This is a genomic window from Streptomyces sp. NPDC002181 (assembly GCF_042890485.1).
Taxonomy (GTDB): Bacteria; Actinomycetota; Actinomycetes; order Streptomycetales; family Streptomycetaceae; genus Streptomyces.
This window is the reverse complement of the sequence record NZ_JBIASC010000005.1, coordinates 227,661-243,205: the sequence shown is the minus strand read 5'-3', so window position 1 is coordinate 243,205 and position 15,545 is coordinate 227,661. Positions and strand designations below refer to the sequence as shown.

Below are 15,545 nucleotides of genomic sequence, written 5' to 3'. Positions count from 1 at the left end.
AGCGGCACGGCGGGACGGCGGGAGGGCCCGGATCCGATGGATCCGGGCCCTCCCGCCGTCCCGCCACTAGCGGGGCAGGGTGAGCACCTGGCCGGGCTGGATCAGCTCGGGGTTCGAGCCGATGACTCCGCGGTTCATGGCGTAGAGCTCGCGCCAGCGGGCCTCGTTGCCCAGCTCCCGGCGGGCGATCGCGGAGAGCGAGTCGCCCGTCCGCACGATGTACGTGCGCTTCGCGGCGGCCGGCACCGGCTTGGGCTCCGGAGCCGCGGGAACCGCCTTGTGCGCGGCGGACGTGGGCTTCGGGGTGTGCGGCGCGGCCTTCGGCGGCGCCGCCGCGGCCATCCGCTCGGCGGCGGCCTTGGTGGCCGACACGGCGTCCGTGTACTTCGCCGCGTAGTCGGCGGCCGCGGCCGCCGCGGCCTTCTCGGCGGCCTCGTGCTTCTTCTTGTCGGACTTGAGGAAGTCGAAGAGTCCCATGTGTCTGTACGCCTCCGGCGTGGTGTCGCCCCCTGGCTCGGTGCCTTCCCCCACTGTCGGCCAGCCCGCGCCGCCCGGCCCTGTGACAGGGCCAACCGGGGGACCCGGGCGGGGGACGCCCGGCTGTTACCGTCAACGGATGCCCGAGCTCGTGTTCCCCTCCCCCCGCCTGCACGCCTCCTGGCTGGAAGCCCGTGCGGAATGGGGGCACGACAGCGACATGGACGGGGCCGGACTCGGCTCCGAGGACGACGTGGACAGCCCCGGGGGCTTCGCGGCCTGGACGGAGCGGCTGCGCGGGTACGGGGACCGGACCCGCCCCGTGGAGCAGGGCCGCGTGCACGCCACGTACTGGTGGATCGCCGAGGGCGACACCTATCTGGGCGCCATCGACCTGCGCCACTACCTGAACGGCTTCCTCCTCGACGCAGGCGGCCACATCGGGTACGGCATCCGGCCCTCCGCGCGCCGGCGCGGACTGGCCGGCTGGGCGCTCGGCTCGGTCCTGTACGAGGCCCGGCTGCTGGGGATGGACCGGGTACTCCTGACGTGCGACCCCGGCAACACGGGCTCGGTACGCACGATCGAGCGCAGCGGCGGGGTCCTGGAAGACGTCCGCGAGACCCTCATAGGCCCCAAGCGCCGGTACTGGATCGACCTCTAGCCGGGCGCGCCGCCGGGCGCACCCCACGACGCAAAGAGGCCACCTGACCCGCGTTTCCGCTGGTCAGGTGGCCTCTGGTGCTGTGGAGCTTAGGAGATTCGAACTCCTGACATCTGCCTTGCAAAGGCAGCGCTCTACCAACTGAGCTAAAGCCCCGAAAAGATGGACGCGACCGCCTCCCGTGAAGGTGTGGCCGTTCCGCAGAACAGAGTACCGGGTGTACCCCCGCATCTCGCAAAATTATGGGGGCTCCCGCCACGCGACCACGCTCCGTAAGATGCTCGCGAGGTTCGCACCAGCGAAGTAGGGGAGTACTGAGAGTGGACGCTGTTCAGCAAGAGGCCACGGCCAGAGCCAGGGAGCTTCAGCGCAGCTGGTACGGGGAGCCGCTCGGCGCGCTCTTCCGCCGGCTCATAGATGACCTCGGCTTGAACCAGGCACGCCTCGCTGCGGTCCTCGGACTGTCGGCGCCCATGCTGTCCCAGCTGATGAGCGGCCAGCGGGCCAAGATCGGGAACCCGGCCGTGGTGCAGCGCGTCCAGGCCCTCCAGGACCTCGCGGGCCAGGTGGCGGACGGAAGCGTCAGCGCGGCCGAGGCCACCGACCGGATGGACGAGATCAAGAGGACCCAGGGAGGCTCCGTCCTCAGCAACAGCGGCCAGACCACGACCGGTTCGGGCGCACCCACGGTCAAGCGCGTCGTCCGCGAGATCCAGTCGCTGCTGCGCTCGGTCTCCGCGGCCGGCGACATCATCGACGCGGCCGACTCCCTCGCCCCCAGCCATCCCGAACTGGCAGAGTTCCTCAGGGTCTACGGCGCGGGCCGCACCGCGGACGCGGTCGCCCACTACGAGTCCCACCAGAACTGACGCGACACCGCGGCGCGGGCCGCACGCACGGACGCATGCACGCACGGGACGCCACGCACGGAACGGGGGACGGGCGCAGCGATGGGTGAGATCTTCGCCGGCCGGTACGAGCTGATCGATCCGATCGGGCGCGGTGGCGCGGGCGCCGTGTGGCGGGCCTGGGACCACCGGCGCCGCCGGTACGTCGCCGCCAAGGTCCTGCGGCAGAGCGACGCCCACACCCTGCTCCGGTTCGTCCGGGAGCAGGCCCTGCGCATCGACCACCCGCACGTGCTGGCCCCGGCCAGCTGGGCGGCCGACGACGACAAGGTCCTGTTCACGATGGACCTCGTCGCCGGCGGCTCCCTCGCCCACGTCATCGGGGACTACGGCCCGCTGCCGCCCCGCTTCGTGTGCACGCTGCTCGACCAGCTCCTGTCGGGGCTGGCGGCGGTGCACGCGGAAGGGGTCGTCCACCGCGACATCAAGCCGGCCAACATCCTGATGGAGGCCACCGGATCCGGACGGCCGCACCTGCGGCTGTCCGACTTCGGCATCTCGATGCGCAAGGGCGAGCCGCGCCTCACCGAGACCGACTACGTGGTGGGCACGCCCGGCTATTTCGCCCCGGAACAACTGCTCGGCTCCGAACCCGACTTCCCCGCCGACCTCTTCGCCGTCGGGCTGGTCGCCCTCTACCTCCTGCGGGGCTCCAAGCCCGATTCCCGGGCTCTGGTGGAGCACTTCCTCGCCCATGGCACCCCCGCCGCCCCCGAGGGCGTTCCGGCGCCGCTCTGGGACGTCGTGGCGAACCTCCTCCAGCCGGATCCCCACAGCCGGTTCAAGACCGCCACAGGGGCCCGCAAGGCCCTTGCCGAGGCCGTGGAGCTGCTTCCGCCGCCCGCCCCCGACGAGGATCCGGTGGAGGTGTTCGACCAACTCGGTCCGCTGCCGCCCGGTTTCGGCCCCCGGGGGCCGCAGAGCACGGCCGCGGTGACCCCCGAGTCGCCCACCGCGGCGGGTGTCCCGCCGCAGGCGGCCGCGGTTCCCGCACCCGTCGCGCCGGCGGGGTTCGGACCGCCGCCGGCCGGGGTGTTCGGCCCGTCCGAGACGGGCAGCTTCCACCTCCCGCCGCCGGTGCGTTCCGGCGCGGCCGCGACGGCGACCGCGCCCGACCCGGCCGCACCCGCCCCGGCCGCACCCGCCCCGGCCGCCGTCGCCCCGGCCGCGGCCGCCTCCACCGCCCCGCACGCGCCGCCGCCCGTACGGACCGGCGGGATCGCCCCGCCGTCGCCGAAGGTCGCCGCCGGGATCCTCACCGCCGCGCTGCTCTGCTTCGCGGTGGGCGCCTGGGCGCTGACCCGGATCTGAGCCGCGCTACGCGCCCTGCCCGCGCCGGCCCAGCAGGAACCATCCGCCGAGCACGAGCAGCAGTACCGTCCCGGTGCCGAAGCCCGCGCCGGCCACCACCCGCATCACCGAGCGCCCTCCGGCCGCCTCCGCGGCCTCGGGTGCGGTGAGCCCCTCCCTGGCGGCCGCCCGGTCGTCCGCGCCGACCCCGAACCCGGCCGCGCTCAGGCTCTCCCCGTACGCGGGCGCCTTGGCCGGGCCGCCCGTCACGTCCATGCGCAGCGTCAGCGGCACCGGGCTCGCGTCCTGCGTGAACTCGGCGACCTTCGCGCCCAGGGTCACGGCGATGTAGTACCAGCCCGCCAGCCGGGCCCCCCGTACCTCCCCGGTGTCCGAGAAGCGGTTCTCGTACGCCACCGGCGCCGTCTTCGGCAGGGTGACGCCCGCCTGCTTGCCCCCGTACGCGATGCCCTTGTCCTCGATCAGCCCCCGGTACGGGCTGTACAGCGCGACGGTGAGCCCGTCGGAGGCCGAGCCGTACGACTTGGTCATCCTGGCGTCGGCGAGCTCGGCGCTGAGCCCCAACTGCTGTCCCCAGTCGAGCGGGACCCGGTAGAAGCGGGTCTGCCCGGGCCGCAGGTCGTCGCGCCAGACCCCGCTGCCCAGCGCACGGGCGTCGTTGAAGCCGGTGCCCCCGGGGCGCGCCACCGGCTCGCTGCCGGGCAGCGTCGGCGAGGCCGAGGGCCAGACGCTGGGGGCGGTGGTGGGGGCGCTGCCGGTGGCGAGGCCGGGTTCGCGCAGGAGCAGCAGTTCCACCGGCCACGCCCCCTGGTCGGAGTCCTTGGCGGCGGTGCGGGTGACCTTGGCGAAGTAGACGCCGGCGCCCTGGCATTCGGCGTCCTCCTCCAGCCGGCGGACCGCCACGGCGCCGAGGGGGACCGGGTCGTAGCCGAAACCGGCCCGGCCCGGGTTGTTCGGGCAGCGCTCGCCCTCCTTGGTCATGATCTCGACCTCAAGGCCGTCGCTGTAGCCGACCTTGGCGCCGCGCGGAGGCTGGACCACGGCGGAGAAGTACACGCTGGAGGCGTCGTCGAGATTCAGCCGGTAGAAGCGCTCGCCCGGGCCGATGGTGTCGGCGTAGGCCTGTCCGGCCGCCACGAGCGGCGCGTCCGCGCTGCCGGGCCCGCCCTGGATCCGCTTGGCGCCCTCGGCGCCCCGGTACGCCGGCGCCGGCTGCGGGGGCGCCGTGGCGGCGGACGCCGCGCCCGGAAGGCCCCCGGCCAGCGCCAGGGCCGCCGCCCCCGCCAGCACCGTCGTCCGTACCCGCCCCATCACGCCCACCCCGATTTTGCTAACGCAAGCCAAATCTTTGCATAACGTAACTTTTCGTCACAGAACAGCACAAAGCCCCGGCAGCAGCGGCAGCCGGGGCTTCATGAGATCAGCTTTGGGTCTCACACACCGGAACCAGAGGGCACGGAGTCAGTTGCCTCCGTCCACAGGTCCTGCTCGGCGCGGTCCGCCTGGATCTGGCGGTACACGAGGAGCCCGCCGATGGCGGCCAGTGCGACCAGGAGCAGCTTCTTCACCGCGCGACCTCGTCTTTCGTTGACGTTGGGGACTTCTGACGGCCAACAATACACACGCACCGATACCGTTCGGTGACCTGGGAAGCCCCCAACTGACCGTACGCAGAAGACCCCCAGGCCAAGGGCCTGGGGGTCTTCTTCACTGTGGGGCTAACAGGATTTGAACCTGTGGCCTCATCCTTATCAGGGATGCGCTCTAACCAACTGAGCTATAGCCCCATCCGCGCTGCGCGCTGACTCCTGAAGATTAGCGCACAGACACGGTCGAGCCAAAATCCGTTCCCCGGGGCAGTCCCCGCAGGTCAATCAGCGGTCATTCGTCCTCGGCGAGCGTGAGCTCCACACCGCCGACGAAGCCCGCCGACAAGTTGTAGATGAACGCGCCCAGCGTGGCCAGAGCCGTCGCCAGCACCACGTCGATGACCGCGATCACCGACGTGAAGATCAGAACGCGCGGCAGCGACAGGAACGACTGGAGGTCGAAGCCATTGCTCTCGTTCGACCCGGTCGCCTCGCTGATGGTGCCGCCGACGGTCGAGAAGACGCCCATGGCGTCCATGACCATCCACAGCACCGCCGCCGCGACGATCGTGCACACGCCCAGCGCGATCGACAGCAGGAAGCTGACCTTCATCACCGACCACGGATCGGCCTTGGCCACCCGCAGCCGCGCCTTGCGCGTCCTGGGCGTCGTACGGGCCCCCGTACGCGCCTTGCGCTGCGCGGCGGCGTCCCCGGCAGCCCGCGGCGCGCCCGGCGCCTGGGGTGCCGCGTACGCCTGCGGCGGGTGGTACGGCTGCTCCGGCGGCCGGCCGGGCGCGGCCACCGGGGCCGCCCCTGCCGCGGCCGGGGTCGCGCCGGCCGCGGCCGGCGCGGCCTTCTCCTGCTTCGGCTTGCGGGTGTCCGTCACGGTTCTCCCCCTGCCCTCGGCTGCCTCGGCGCCCCCGTCCGGGGAGTCCGCGGCGGGGCCACGGGTACCGTCCTCCCCAGTCTTGGCCGGTCCGGCGCCCGTGGCTCCACTCACGACTTACTCCTCGTGCTCCCCGGCCGAGGGCTGCGTGCCCTCGGCGGCCTCGGCGGCCTGTCCTTCGGCTGCGTCGGTCTCCTCGACCTCGTCAGCTTCCTGACCGGCCTCGGCGTTACGAGCGATACCGACCACGGCATCGCGCTTGCCCAGGTTGATCAGCTGGACGCCCATGGTGTCACGGCCGGTCTCCCTGACTTCGTTGACTCGCGTACGAATCACACCACCGCCCAGCGTGATGGCGAGAATCTCGTCCGTCTCGTCGACCACGAGCGCCCCGACGAGCGAACCTCGGTCCTCCACGATCTTGGCGGCCTTGATGCCCAGACCACCACGACCCTGGACGCGGTACTCGTCGACCGGCGTCCGCTTGGCGTAACCGCCGTCGGTCGCGGTGAAGACGAACGTACCCGGCCTGACAACGCTCATCGAGAGCAGTTCGTCACCTTCGCGGAAACTCATGCCCTTCACGCCCGAGGTGGCGCGGCCCATCGGGCGCAGCGCGTCGTCGGTCGCCGTGAAGCGGATCGACTGCGCCTTCTTGCTGATGAGCAGCAGGTCGTCCTCGGCGGAGACCAGCTCGGCGCCGATCAGCTCGTCGTCTCCGCCGGCCTCGGTCTCCCGGAGGTTGATGGCGATGACGCCGCCGGAGCGGGGCGAGTCGTAGTCCTTGAGCGCCGTCTTCTTCACCAGGCCGCCCTTGGTGGCCAGGATCAGGTACGGAGCGGCCTCGTAGTCGCGGATCGCGAGGATCTGGGCGATCTTCTCGTCCGGCTGGAAGGCCAGCAGGTTGGCCACGTGCTGGCCGCGGGCGTCGCGGCCGGCGTCCGGCAGCTCGTACGCCTTGGAGCGGTAGACCCGGCCCTTGTTCGTGAAGAACAGCAGCCAGTGGTGCGTGGTCGAGACGAAGAAGTGGTCGACCAGGTCGTCCTGCTTCAGCTTCGTGCCGCGCACGCCCTTGCCGCCGCGCTTCTGCGAGCGGTAGTCCTCGGTCTTGGTCCGCTTGACGTAGCCGCCGTGCGTGATCGTGACGACGATGTCCTCTTCGGCGATCAGGTCCTCCATGGACATGTCGCCGTCGAAGGGGACCAGCTTGGAGCGCCGGTCGTCGCCGAACTTCTCGACGAGGGCCGCCAGCTCCTCGCTGACGATCGAGCGCTGCTTCTCCGGCGAGGCCAGGATCGCGTTGTACTCGTTGATCTTCGCCTGGAGCTCGTCGTGCTCGGCGACGATCTTCTGCCGCTCCAGGGCCGCCAGGCGCCGCAGCTGCATCTCCAGGATCGCGTTGGCCTGGATCTCGTCGATCTCCAGCAGGCCCATCAGGCCCTCGCGCGCGATCTCGACGGTGTTGCTGCGCCGGATCAGCGCGATGACCTCGTCGATCGCGTCCAGCGCCTTGAGCAGACCGCGCAGGATGTGCGCCCGCTCCTCCGCCTTGCGCAGGCGGAACTTCGTGCGCCGGACGATGACCTCGATCTGGTGCTGCACCCAGTGGCGGATGAAGGCGTCGACCGACAGCGTGCGCGGCACGCCGTCCACCAGCGCCAGCATGTTCGCGCCGAAGTTCGTCTGCAGGTCGGTGTGCTTGTACAGGTTGTTCAGCACGACCTTGGCGACGGCGTCGCGCTTGAGCACGATCACCAGGCGCTGGCCGGTGCGCGAGGAGGTCTCGTCGCGGACGTCGGCGATGCCGCCGATCTTGCCGTCCTTCACGAGGTCGGCGATCTTCTGCGCCAGGTTGTCCGGGTTCGTCTGGTACGGAAGCTCCGTGACCACCAGGCACTGGCGGTTCTGGATCTCCTCGACCTCGACGACGGCGCGCATCGTGATGGAGCCGCGCCCGGTCCGGTACGCCTCTTCGATGCCCTTGCGGCCCACGACCAGCGCGCCCGAGGGGAAGTCGGGGCCCTTGATCCGCTCCAGGAGCGCGTCGAGCAGCTCCTCGTGGGAGGCGTCCGGGTGCTCCAGCGCCCACTGGGCGCCGGCCGCGACCTCGCGCAGGTTGTGCGGCGGGATGTTGGTGGCCATGCCGACCGCGATGCCGGCGCTGCCGTTGACCAGCAGGTTCGGGAAGCGGGCCGGCAGGACGGTCGGCTCCTGGTTGCGGCCGTCGTAGTTGTCCGTGAAGTCGACGGTCTCCTCGTCGATGTCCCGGAGCATCTCCATGGCCAGCGGCATCAGCTTGCACTCGGTGTAGCGCATCGCGGCCGCCGGGTCGTTGCCCGGGGAGCCGAAGTTGCCGTTGCTGTCCACCAGCGGCATGCGCATCGACCACGGCTGGGCCAGGCGGACCAGGGCGTCGTAGATGGAGCTGTCGCCGTGCGGGTGGTACGTGCCCATGACGTCACCGACGACGCGGGCGCACTTGTAGAAGCCCTTCTCGGGCCGGTAGCCGCCGTCGTACATCGCGTACAGCACGCGGCGGTGGACCGGCTTGAGGCCGTCCCGTACGTCGGGCAGCGCGCGGGACACGATGACGGACATCGCGTAGTCGAGGTAGGAGCGCTGCATCTCCGTCTCGAGCCCGACGGGCTCGATGCGCAGCACGGGCTGCTCCTCCGCGGGATTCTCGGCGGTGGGGGTGGTTTCGTCGGCCATTGCTGGTCAGAAGTCCTTTCAGGCGGCGGTCAGCGGAGGCCGACTCAGATGTCGAGGAACCGAACGTCCTTGGCGTTGCGCTGGATGAAGGAGCGCCGGGCTTCGACGTCCTCACCCATGAGCACCGAGAACAGGTCGTCGGCCTGGGCCGCGTCGTCGAGGGTGACCTGGCCGAGCACGCGGTGGTCCACGTCCATGGTCGTGACGCGCAGCTCCTCGGCGTTCATCTCGCCCAGACCCTTGAAGCGCTGGATCGAGTCTTCCTTGATCCGCTTGCCGTTCTGCTTGCCGAGTTCGACGAGGGCGTCGCGCTCGCGGTCCGAGTACGCGTACTCGAAGTCGTCCCGGCCCCACTTGATCTTGTACAGCGGCGGGCGGGACAGGTACACGTGACCCGCCTCGACCAGCGGCCGCATGAAGCGGAAGAGGAAGGTCAGCAGCAGGGTGTTGATGTGCTGGCCGTCGACGTCGGCGTCCGCCATCAGGATGATCTTGTGATAGCGGAGCTTCTCGATGTCGAAGTCCTCGTGCACGCCGGTGCCGAAGGCGCTGATCAGCGCCTGGACCTCGGTGTTCTGGAGGATCTTGTCGATACGGGCCTTCTCGACGTTCAGGATCTTGCCGCGGATCGGCAGGATGGCCTGGTACATCGGGTTGCGGCCGGACTTCGCGGAGCCGCCGGCGGAGTCGCCCTCGACGATGAAGATCTCGCACTTGGTCGGGTCGTTCGACTGGCAGTCGGACAGCTTGCCCGGCAGCGAGGCGCTCTCCAGCAGGCCCTTGCGGCGGGTGAGGTCGCGGGCCTTGCGCGCCGCGACGCGGGCCGTGGCCGCCTGGATCGACTTGCGGATGATGTCCGCGGCCTCGACCGGGTTGCGGTCGAACCAGTCGTTGAGGTGCTCGTGGACGACCTTCTGCACGAAGGTCTTGGCCTCCGTGTTGCCCAGCTTGGTCTTCGTCTGGCCCTCGAACTGCGGCTCGCCCAGCTTCACCGAGATGATCGCCGTCAGACCCTCGCGGATGTCCTCGCCGGCGAGGTTGTCGTCCTTCTCCCGCAGCAGCTTCTTGTCGCGCGCGTAGCGGTTCACCAGACCCGTCAGCGCGGCCCGGAAGCCCTCCTCGTGCGTACCGCCCTCGTGCGTGTGGATCGTGTTCGCGAAGGAGTAGACCCCCTCCGTGTACTGCGAGTTCCACTGCATCGCGATCTCGACCGAGAGCATGCGCTCCTTGTCCTCGGCCTCGACGTCGATGACGGTCGGGTGGATGAGCTCGCCCTTGCGCGAGTTCAGGTACTTCACGAAGTCGACGATGCCGCCCTCGTAGTAGTACGTGACGGTGCGCGCGGTGGGCGCGGCCGTGTCCGCCTCGGGGTCGTCCGCGCCGACGGTCGCCTTCGCCGACTCGCGCTCGTCGGTCAGCTTCAGGGTCAGGCCCTTGTTGAGGAAGGCCATCTCCTGGAAGCGCCGCGACAGCGTCTCGAAGGAGTACTCGGTCGTCTCGAAGATGTCGCCGTCGGCCCAGAACGTGACGGACGTGCCGTGCTCGCTCGTCTCCTCGTTCTTGGCCAGCGGGGCCGTCGGCACGCCCAGCTTGTAGTCCTGGGTCCAGCGGTGGCCGTCCGTCTTGACCTCGACCGCGACCTTGGTCGACAGGGCGTTCACGACGGAGACGCCGACGCCGTGCAGACCGCCGGAGACGGCGTAGCCGCCACCGCCGAACTTGCCGCCCGCGTGCAGGACCGTCAGGACGACCTCGACGGCCGGCTTCCCTTCGGACGGCACGATGCCGACCGGGATGCCACGGCCGTTGTCGATGACCCGCACACCGCCGTCGGCGAGGATCGTCACGTCGATGGTGTCCGCGTGCCCGGCCAGGGCCTCGTCGACGGAGTTGTCCACCACCTCGTACACGAGGTGGTGCAGCCCGCGCTCACCGGTCGAGCCGATGTACATGCCTGGCCGCTTGCGGACCGCGTCCAGGCCCTCAAGGACCTGGATCGCACTGGCGTCGTACGAGGCGGTGACCTCGCCGTTCTCGCCGGCTGTGGACTGGTTGTCGTTGGGGTTGCCGGAATCGGCCACGAAGCGCCCTTTCTGGCACAGCACAGGCCGTACTCCGGGCCAGCAGGCATGCAAGCAGGAGCGGCTGCGTCGATCTGCGTTGTCAGCGTGTATCAGCTAGATCCCGCAAGCGGCGGGATTCGCTTCAGTCTACCGGTACCACGGACATGAATGGGGGTTTGCCGGTACCTGAGTCCGCATGTGCCGCCCTGAACCTCCTCTCTCCGACTCCCCATATCCGGGAAGGGGCTCAAAGAGGCTCACACGGGCGTGCAGCGCTTCGGCCTGTCAACCTCCCGCTACCGTGAGGGACGCCACGCGAGCGCGGTCTATCCGTACGTGTCCCCCGGACCCGTACTGCCCGGCGCGCGCAGCGGTCCGTACCGCTTCGGGCGCCCGCCCGGGCCCTGGACCTTGATCATCCGGACCGTGCCCTGGCCCAGGTCCGCGTTGAGCCGGGCCACGAGCTGCGGGGCCAGCAGCTTCAGCTGCGCCGCCCACGCCGAGGAATCACAGCGCACGACCAGTTCACGGTCCTCGTAGCGTTCCGGTTCACAGTGCGCGGCGATCTCGGGGCCGACGATCTCCGGCCAGCGCTCCATCACGCCCGCGACCGCCATCGGCATCTCCCAGCCGTGCTCCGTGCGCAGCCGGTCCAGCGCCGCCATGAGGGGCATCGGGTCGCGGCCGTCGGCGCGGGCGCCCGAGCGCAGGCCCGGCCGGTGCTTGTTCTTCCCGGCTGCCGCGTTGCCGCGGGCCCGGGCCTGCTCGCGGGCGGCCGCCAGGGCCTGCCGGGCGAGGTCCACGCCCGAGGGCTCGGGGACCTTGCGGGGTCCGGTCGTACCGGGTTCCTTCTCCTCGCCGCTCACAGCCGGGTCACCTCACCGCCGGACACCCCGAACCGGGTCCCCGCCAGGATCCCCGGAACGTCGTCGTCCACCGCCGCCGTCACCAGTACCTGCTCGCCCGGGGCCACCAGCTCCGCGAGCCGCTCGCGGCGCCGCGCGTCCAGCTCGGCGAACACGTCGTCGAGGATCAGCACCGGCTCGGCGCCCTCCGAGCGCAGCAGCTCGTACGAGGCCAGCCGCAGCGCCAGCGCGTACGACCAGGACTCGCCGTGGCTCGCGTACCCCTTCGCCGGGAGGTCTCCCAGACGCAGCAGCACGTCGTCCCGGTGCGGGCCGACCAGGGTCACGCCCCGCTCGATCTCCTGCTTGCGCGCCTCGGCCAGGGCCGCCAGCAGCACCTCGTACAGGGCCTCGCGGGTGCGGGCCCCGTCCTCGGCGCCGGCCTCGCCGGCCTCCCCGGCCTCGCCGGCGGCGGCCGAGGACTTGTACGCGAGCCCCAGCGGGCCGCCGCCGGGCGCGAGCTGCTCGTACGCCTTGTCCGCGAGCGGCCGCAGCGTCGCGATCAGGTCGAGCCGCTGCGCCAGCAGCTCCGCGCCGGCGCGCGCGAGGTGCTGGTCCCAGACGTCGAGGGTGGAGAGGTCCATGGAGCGGCCGCCGTGCCGGCGGGCCATCGCCGCGGACTTCAGCAGGGTGTTGCGCTGCTTGAGCACCCGCTCGTAGTCGGAGCGGACGCCGGCCATCCGCGGCGAGCGGGCGGTGACGAGCTCGTCGAGGAACCGCCGGCGCTCCCCGGGATCCCCCTTCACCAGGGCCAGGTCCTCCGGCGCGAACAGCACCGTCCGTACGATCCCGAGCACGTCCCGGGGCCTGACCTGCGAGGACCGGTTGATGCGGGCGCGGTTGGCGCGGCCCGGGTTCAGCTCCAGCTCGACCAGCTGCTGGCGGGCTCCATGGGTGACGGCGGCGCGGATGACCGCCCGGTCCGCGCCCATGCGGACCAGGGGCGCGTCCGAGGAGACGCGGTGGCTGCCGAGCGTGGCCAGGTAGCCGATGGCCTCGACCAGGTTGGTCTTGCCCTGGCCGTTGGGGCCCACGAAAGCCGTGACGCCCGGGTCGAGGGGAACCTCGGCCCGGGCGTACGAGCGGAAGTCGGCCAGTGAGAGATGCGAAACATGCATACGGCGCCGACCTCCCCCGGCTTCCTGCTGCTCTGCTCTGTACTGCTGTGGTGCGGTTGTGGTGCGGTTGTGGACAGGCTGTGGATCAGGCCTTCTCGACCGCGTGGCCGCCGAACTGGTTGCGCAGCGCGGCGATCATCTTCATCTGCGGCGAGTCCTCCTGGCGGGACGCGAACCGCGCGAAGAGCGAGGCGGTGATCGCGGGCAGCGGCACGGCGTTGTCGATCGCCGCCTCCACCGTCCAGCGGCCCTCGCCCGAGTCCTGCGCGAAGCCGCGCAGCTGCTCCAGGTGCTCGTCCTGGTCGAGGGCGTTCACGGCCAGGTCCAGCAGCCAGGAGCGGATGACGGTGCCTTCCTGCCAGGAGCGGAAGACCTCGCGGACGTCGGTGACCGAGTCCACCTTCTCCAGGAGCTCCCAGCCCTCGGCGTAGGCCTGCATCATGGCGTACTCGATGCCGTTGTGGACCATCTTCGCGAAGTGCCCCGCACCGACCTTGCCGGCGTGCACGGCGCCGAACTCGCCCTCGGGCTTGAGGGCGTCGAAGACCGGCCGGACCCGGGCGACGTGGTCCTTCTCGCCGCCGTACATGAGCGCGTAGCCGTTCTCCAGGCCCCATACGCCGCCGGAGACACCGCAGTCGACGAAGCCGATGCCCTTGGCCGCCAGTTCGGCGGCGTGCTTCTCGTCGTCGGTCCAGCGCGAGTTGCCGCCGTCGACGACGATGTCGCCGATCGAGAGCAGCTCGGCGAGCTCGTCGACGGTGGACTGCGTCGCCGCACCTGCCGGGACCATCACCCACACGACGCGGGGGGCCTGCAGGCTGTCCACAAGTTCCCGCAGGCTGTGGACATCGGCAAGGTCCGGGTTGCGGTCGTATCCGATGACGGTGTGGCCTGCGCGGCGGATGCGCTCGCGCATGTTGCCGCCCATCTTGCCGAGACCGACGAGACCAAGCTCCATCAGGTGGTTCCTTAAGCGTTGTGGCCGTCTGTGCCGGGTTCCCCCGATCGCCGGGGGCACCCAGGCTCCGAGCCTACGCCGGGCGGTGCCGACGGGCGCCACGGGCGCTCCAGGACGGACGTACGGGGCCGTACGCGGCCGCGGCGGGCTCGTACGGGGGCCGGGTACGGGAGGCCGGTACGGGGGCGAACGCCGTCGGGCCCGGCCCCGCGCCTGCGAGACCGGGCCCGACGTGCGCGTGCGTCAGCCGGACAGGCGGACCGGCATGATCAGGTACTTGTACGCCTCGTCCGCCTCCGCGTCGACGGCCGGACGGCCGCTCAGCAGGGCGGGCTTGGTGGACGTGGTGAAGCTCAGCTGCGCGGCCGGCGAGTCGATCGCGCTCAGGCCGTCCAGCAGGAAGGTGGGGTTGAAGGCGATCGAGATGTCGTCGCCCTCCAGCTTGGCGTCCACACGTTCCACAGCCTGTGCGTCGTCGGAGGAGCCGGCCTCCAGGATCAGCACGCCCTGCTCGAAGCTGAGGCGGACCGGGGTGTTGCGCTCGGCGACCAGGGCCACGCGCTTGACGGCCTCGACGAACGGGGCGGTCTCGATGACGGCGATGGAGTTGAACTCCGTCGGGAACAGCGTGCGGTACTTCGGCAGGTCGCCTTCGAGCAGGCGGGTGGTGGTGCGGCGGCCCGCGCCCTCGAAGCCGATGAGGCCCTCGCCCGCGCCGGAGCCGGACAGCGCCAGGGTGACCGTGTCACCGCTGGTGAGGGACTTGGCGGTGTCCAGGAGCGTCTTCGCCGGCACCAAGGCCACGGCGGAGGCGTCCGGGTTCTCCGGCTTCCACAGGAACTCGCGGACCGCGAAGCGGTAGCGGTCGGTGGAGGCCAGGGTGACGCGGTCGCCCTCGATCTCGATGCGGACACCGGTCAGCACGGGCAGCGTGTCGTCGCGGCCGGCGGCGATGGCGACCTGGGCGGCGGCGGAGGCGAAGACCTCACCGGGCACGGTGCCGGTCGCGGTCGGCATCTGCGGCAGCGCCGGGTACTCCTCCACAGGCAGGGTGTGGAGTGTGAATCGCGAGGAGCCGCAGACCACGGTCGCCCGTACACCGTCTGTGGAAATCTCCACCGGGCGGTTGGGGAGGGCGCGGCAGATGTCGGCGAGGAGGCGGCCGGAGACGAGGACGGTCCCGTCCTCCTCGACGTCGGCCTCGACGGAGACGCGGGCGGAGACCTCGTAGTCGAAGCCGGAGAGGGACAGCGTGCCCTCCTCGGCCTTCAGCAGCAGGCCCGCGAGAACGGGCACCGGCGGCCGGGCCGGGAGGCTGCGGGCAGCCCAGGCCACCGCCTCCGCGAGTACGTCGCGCTCCACCCGGATCTTCACCGGAACCGCCTCCTGCTGTTGCTCGCTCGTCTGCCGGCCTTCGTTCTCGGCCCGATGCCTCGATGCCCTCGATGGCTCGGAGCCTCGGTGCCGGGGACCAGTCTGACGTACGGCGCCGACAGTCGGTGCTGCCGGAGGTCAAGTCGGGAGCGAGGTGTCGGGGAGGCGTCCCCACCGAGTTGTGCACAGGACCCGCTTGAAAACCGAAACCGGGCTAACTCTCTATGGGGGTAGTAGTAGGGCCTGTGGAAACGGTGGATAAGCCCGTTGCCCCAGGTCAGCCCGCGTTTTTTATCCACCGACCCTGTGGGTGACACCGGTGGACAACCCCCTGTGTCTGTGGAGAACAAAAACTTCTGCACAGGCCATCCCCAGATGACCCCGACTACTCCACAGGTGTGTCCCCAGGTTTCCCCCAGTACTCCACAGCCCAAACGTCGACTTCCGTGTGACGGCTTTCACTCCGGGCGGTGAGGGGAGGTGGAATGTTGCCGAACAGTGGACAGCGGTGTGGGTAACTCGTCGGATCCTGTGCACAGAGTGCGGGAACCTGTGGGTTGGCGGTGGACAGAGG

At 70.7% G+C, this 15,545-nt stretch carries 13 protein-coding genes and 2 tRNA genes; 3 read left to right on the top strand and 12 right to left on the bottom strand.

Features of this window, described 5'->3' with window-relative positions; translation table 11 throughout:
- Window positions 1–66: 66 nt before the first annotated feature.
- Window positions 67–477 carry a LysM peptidoglycan-binding domain-containing protein gene (locus ACFYXV_RS16135; protein ID WP_385473661.1) on the bottom strand — a complete coding sequence of 137 codons (411 nt, stop codon included), beginning with the start codon at window positions 475–477 and terminating at the stop codon, window positions 67–69.
- Between the two features lie 139 nt (window positions 478–616).
- Between ACFYXV_RS16135 and ACFYXV_RS16130 the strand changes: the two genes are divergently transcribed.
- The gene (locus tag ACFYXV_RS16130; protein WP_385473658.1) at window positions 617–1,141 is read left to right on the top strand and encodes a GNAT family N-acetyltransferase; all 525 of its coding nucleotides are present in this window, start codon (window positions 617–619) and stop codon (window positions 1,139–1,141) included.
- 83 nt (window positions 1,142–1,224) lie between these two features.
- Here ACFYXV_RS16130 and ACFYXV_RS16125 read toward each other — a convergent pair.
- Window positions 1,225–1,297 (bottom strand) — tRNA-Ala (locus ACFYXV_RS16125).
- A 164-nt stretch (window positions 1,298–1,461) separates the two neighbouring features.
- On the opposite strand from ACFYXV_RS16125, the gene ACFYXV_RS16120 reads away from it, so the two are divergent.
- Together ACFYXV_RS16120 and ACFYXV_RS16115 are read left to right on the top strand one after the other, a co-directional pair.
- A complete protein-coding gene (locus ACFYXV_RS16120) occupies window positions 1,462–2,010 on the top strand; it encodes a helix-turn-helix domain-containing protein (RefSeq protein WP_383337034.1) in 549 nt (182 codons plus the stop codon).
- Window positions 2,011–2,091: 81 nt separating this feature from the next.
- Entirely contained in the window at window positions 2,092–3,360 is a 1,269-nt protein-coding gene (locus ACFYXV_RS16115) for a serine/threonine-protein kinase (RefSeq protein ID WP_389383178.1), read from the top strand.
- A 6-nt stretch (window positions 3,361–3,366) separates the two neighbouring features.
- Here the strand turns inward: ACFYXV_RS16115 and ACFYXV_RS16110 are convergent, their stop codons facing one another.
- From ACFYXV_RS16110 to dnaN, 10 genes are all read right to left on the bottom strand, one after another.
- Window positions 3,367–4,671, bottom strand: coding sequence for a hypothetical protein (locus ACFYXV_RS16110; RefSeq protein ID WP_389383177.1), 1,305 nt, complete (start codon window positions 4,669–4,671; stop codon window positions 3,367–3,369).
- 122 nt (window positions 4,672–4,793) lie between these two features.
- Entirely contained in the window at window positions 4,794–4,928 is a 135-nt protein-coding gene (locus ACFYXV_RS16105; protein ID WP_208809277.1) for a DLW-39 family protein, read from the bottom strand.
- A 145-nt stretch (window positions 4,929–5,073) separates the two neighbouring features.
- Window positions 5,074–5,147: transfer RNA gene (locus ACFYXV_RS16100), tRNA-Ile, on the bottom strand.
- A 94-nt stretch (window positions 5,148–5,241) separates the two neighbouring features.
- The gene (locus tag ACFYXV_RS16095; RefSeq protein ID WP_389383176.1) at window positions 5,242–5,952 is read right to left on the bottom strand and encodes a DUF3566 domain-containing protein; all 711 of its coding nucleotides are present in this window, start codon (window positions 5,950–5,952) and stop codon (window positions 5,242–5,244) included.
- 3 nt (window positions 5,953–5,955) lie between these two features.
- Window positions 5,956–8,550, bottom strand: a complete 2,595-nt coding sequence (gene gyrA, locus ACFYXV_RS16090) for a DNA gyrase subunit A (protein ID WP_385473609.1) — start codon at window positions 8,548–8,550, stop codon at window positions 5,956–5,958.
- 44 nt (window positions 8,551–8,594) lie between these two features.
- On the bottom strand, window positions 8,595–10,655 hold the full coding sequence (gene gyrB / locus ACFYXV_RS16085) for a DNA topoisomerase (ATP-hydrolyzing) subunit B (protein ID WP_383337001.1): 2,061 nt from the start codon (window positions 10,653–10,655) through the stop codon (window positions 8,595–8,597).
- 284 nt (window positions 10,656–10,939) lie between these two features.
- Entirely contained in the window at window positions 10,940–11,479 is a 540-nt protein-coding gene (locus ACFYXV_RS16080) for a DUF721 domain-containing protein (protein WP_389383174.1), read from the bottom strand.
- Entirely contained in the window at window positions 11,476–12,636 is a 1,161-nt protein-coding gene (gene recF / locus ACFYXV_RS16075; protein ID WP_389383173.1) for a DNA replication/repair protein RecF, read from the bottom strand. Before recF ends, ACFYXV_RS16080 begins: the two co-directional genes overlap by 4 nt.
- An 85-nt stretch (window positions 12,637–12,721) precedes the next feature.
- Window positions 12,722–13,597, bottom strand: a complete 876-nt coding sequence (gene gnd, locus ACFYXV_RS16070) for a phosphogluconate dehydrogenase (NAD(+)-dependent, decarboxylating) (protein ID WP_385473599.1) — start codon at window positions 13,595–13,597, stop codon at window positions 12,722–12,724.
- A gap of 243 nt (window positions 13,598–13,840) precedes the next feature.
- On the bottom strand, window positions 13,841–14,971 hold the full coding sequence (gene dnaN / locus ACFYXV_RS16065) for a DNA polymerase III subunit beta (protein WP_030153167.1): 1,131 nt from the start codon (window positions 14,969–14,971) through the stop codon (window positions 13,841–13,843).
- Between the last annotated feature and the right edge of the window lie 574 nt (window positions 14,972–15,545).

Bases quoted from the DNA above. Each gene is read 5' to 3' on its own strand.
- ACFYXV_RS16135 (WP_385473661.1), bottom strand. From the start codon at position 477: ATGGGACTCTTCGACTTCCTCAAGTCCGACAAGAAGAAGCACGAGGCC.
- ACFYXV_RS16130 (WP_385473658.1), top strand. From the start codon at position 617: ATGCCCGAGCTCGTGTTCCCCTCCCCCCGCCTGCACGCCTCCTGGCTG.
- ACFYXV_RS16115 (WP_389383178.1), top strand. From the start codon at position 2,092: ATGGGTGAGATCTTCGCCGGCCGGTACGAGCTGATCGATCCGATCGGG.
- ACFYXV_RS16110 (WP_389383177.1), bottom strand. From the start codon at position 4,671: ATGGGGCGGGTACGGACGACGGTGCTGGCGGGGGCGGCGGCCCTGGCG.
- gyrA (WP_385473609.1), bottom strand. From the start codon at position 8,550: ATGGCCGACGAAACCACCCCCACCGCCGAGAATCCCGCGGAGGAGCAG.
- recF (WP_389383173.1), bottom strand. From the start codon at position 12,636: ATGCATGTTTCGCATCTCTCACTGGCCGACTTCCGCTCGTACGCCCGG.
- gnd (WP_385473599.1), bottom strand. From the start codon at position 13,597: ATGGAGCTTGGTCTCGTCGGTCTCGGCAAGATGGGCGGCAACATGCGC.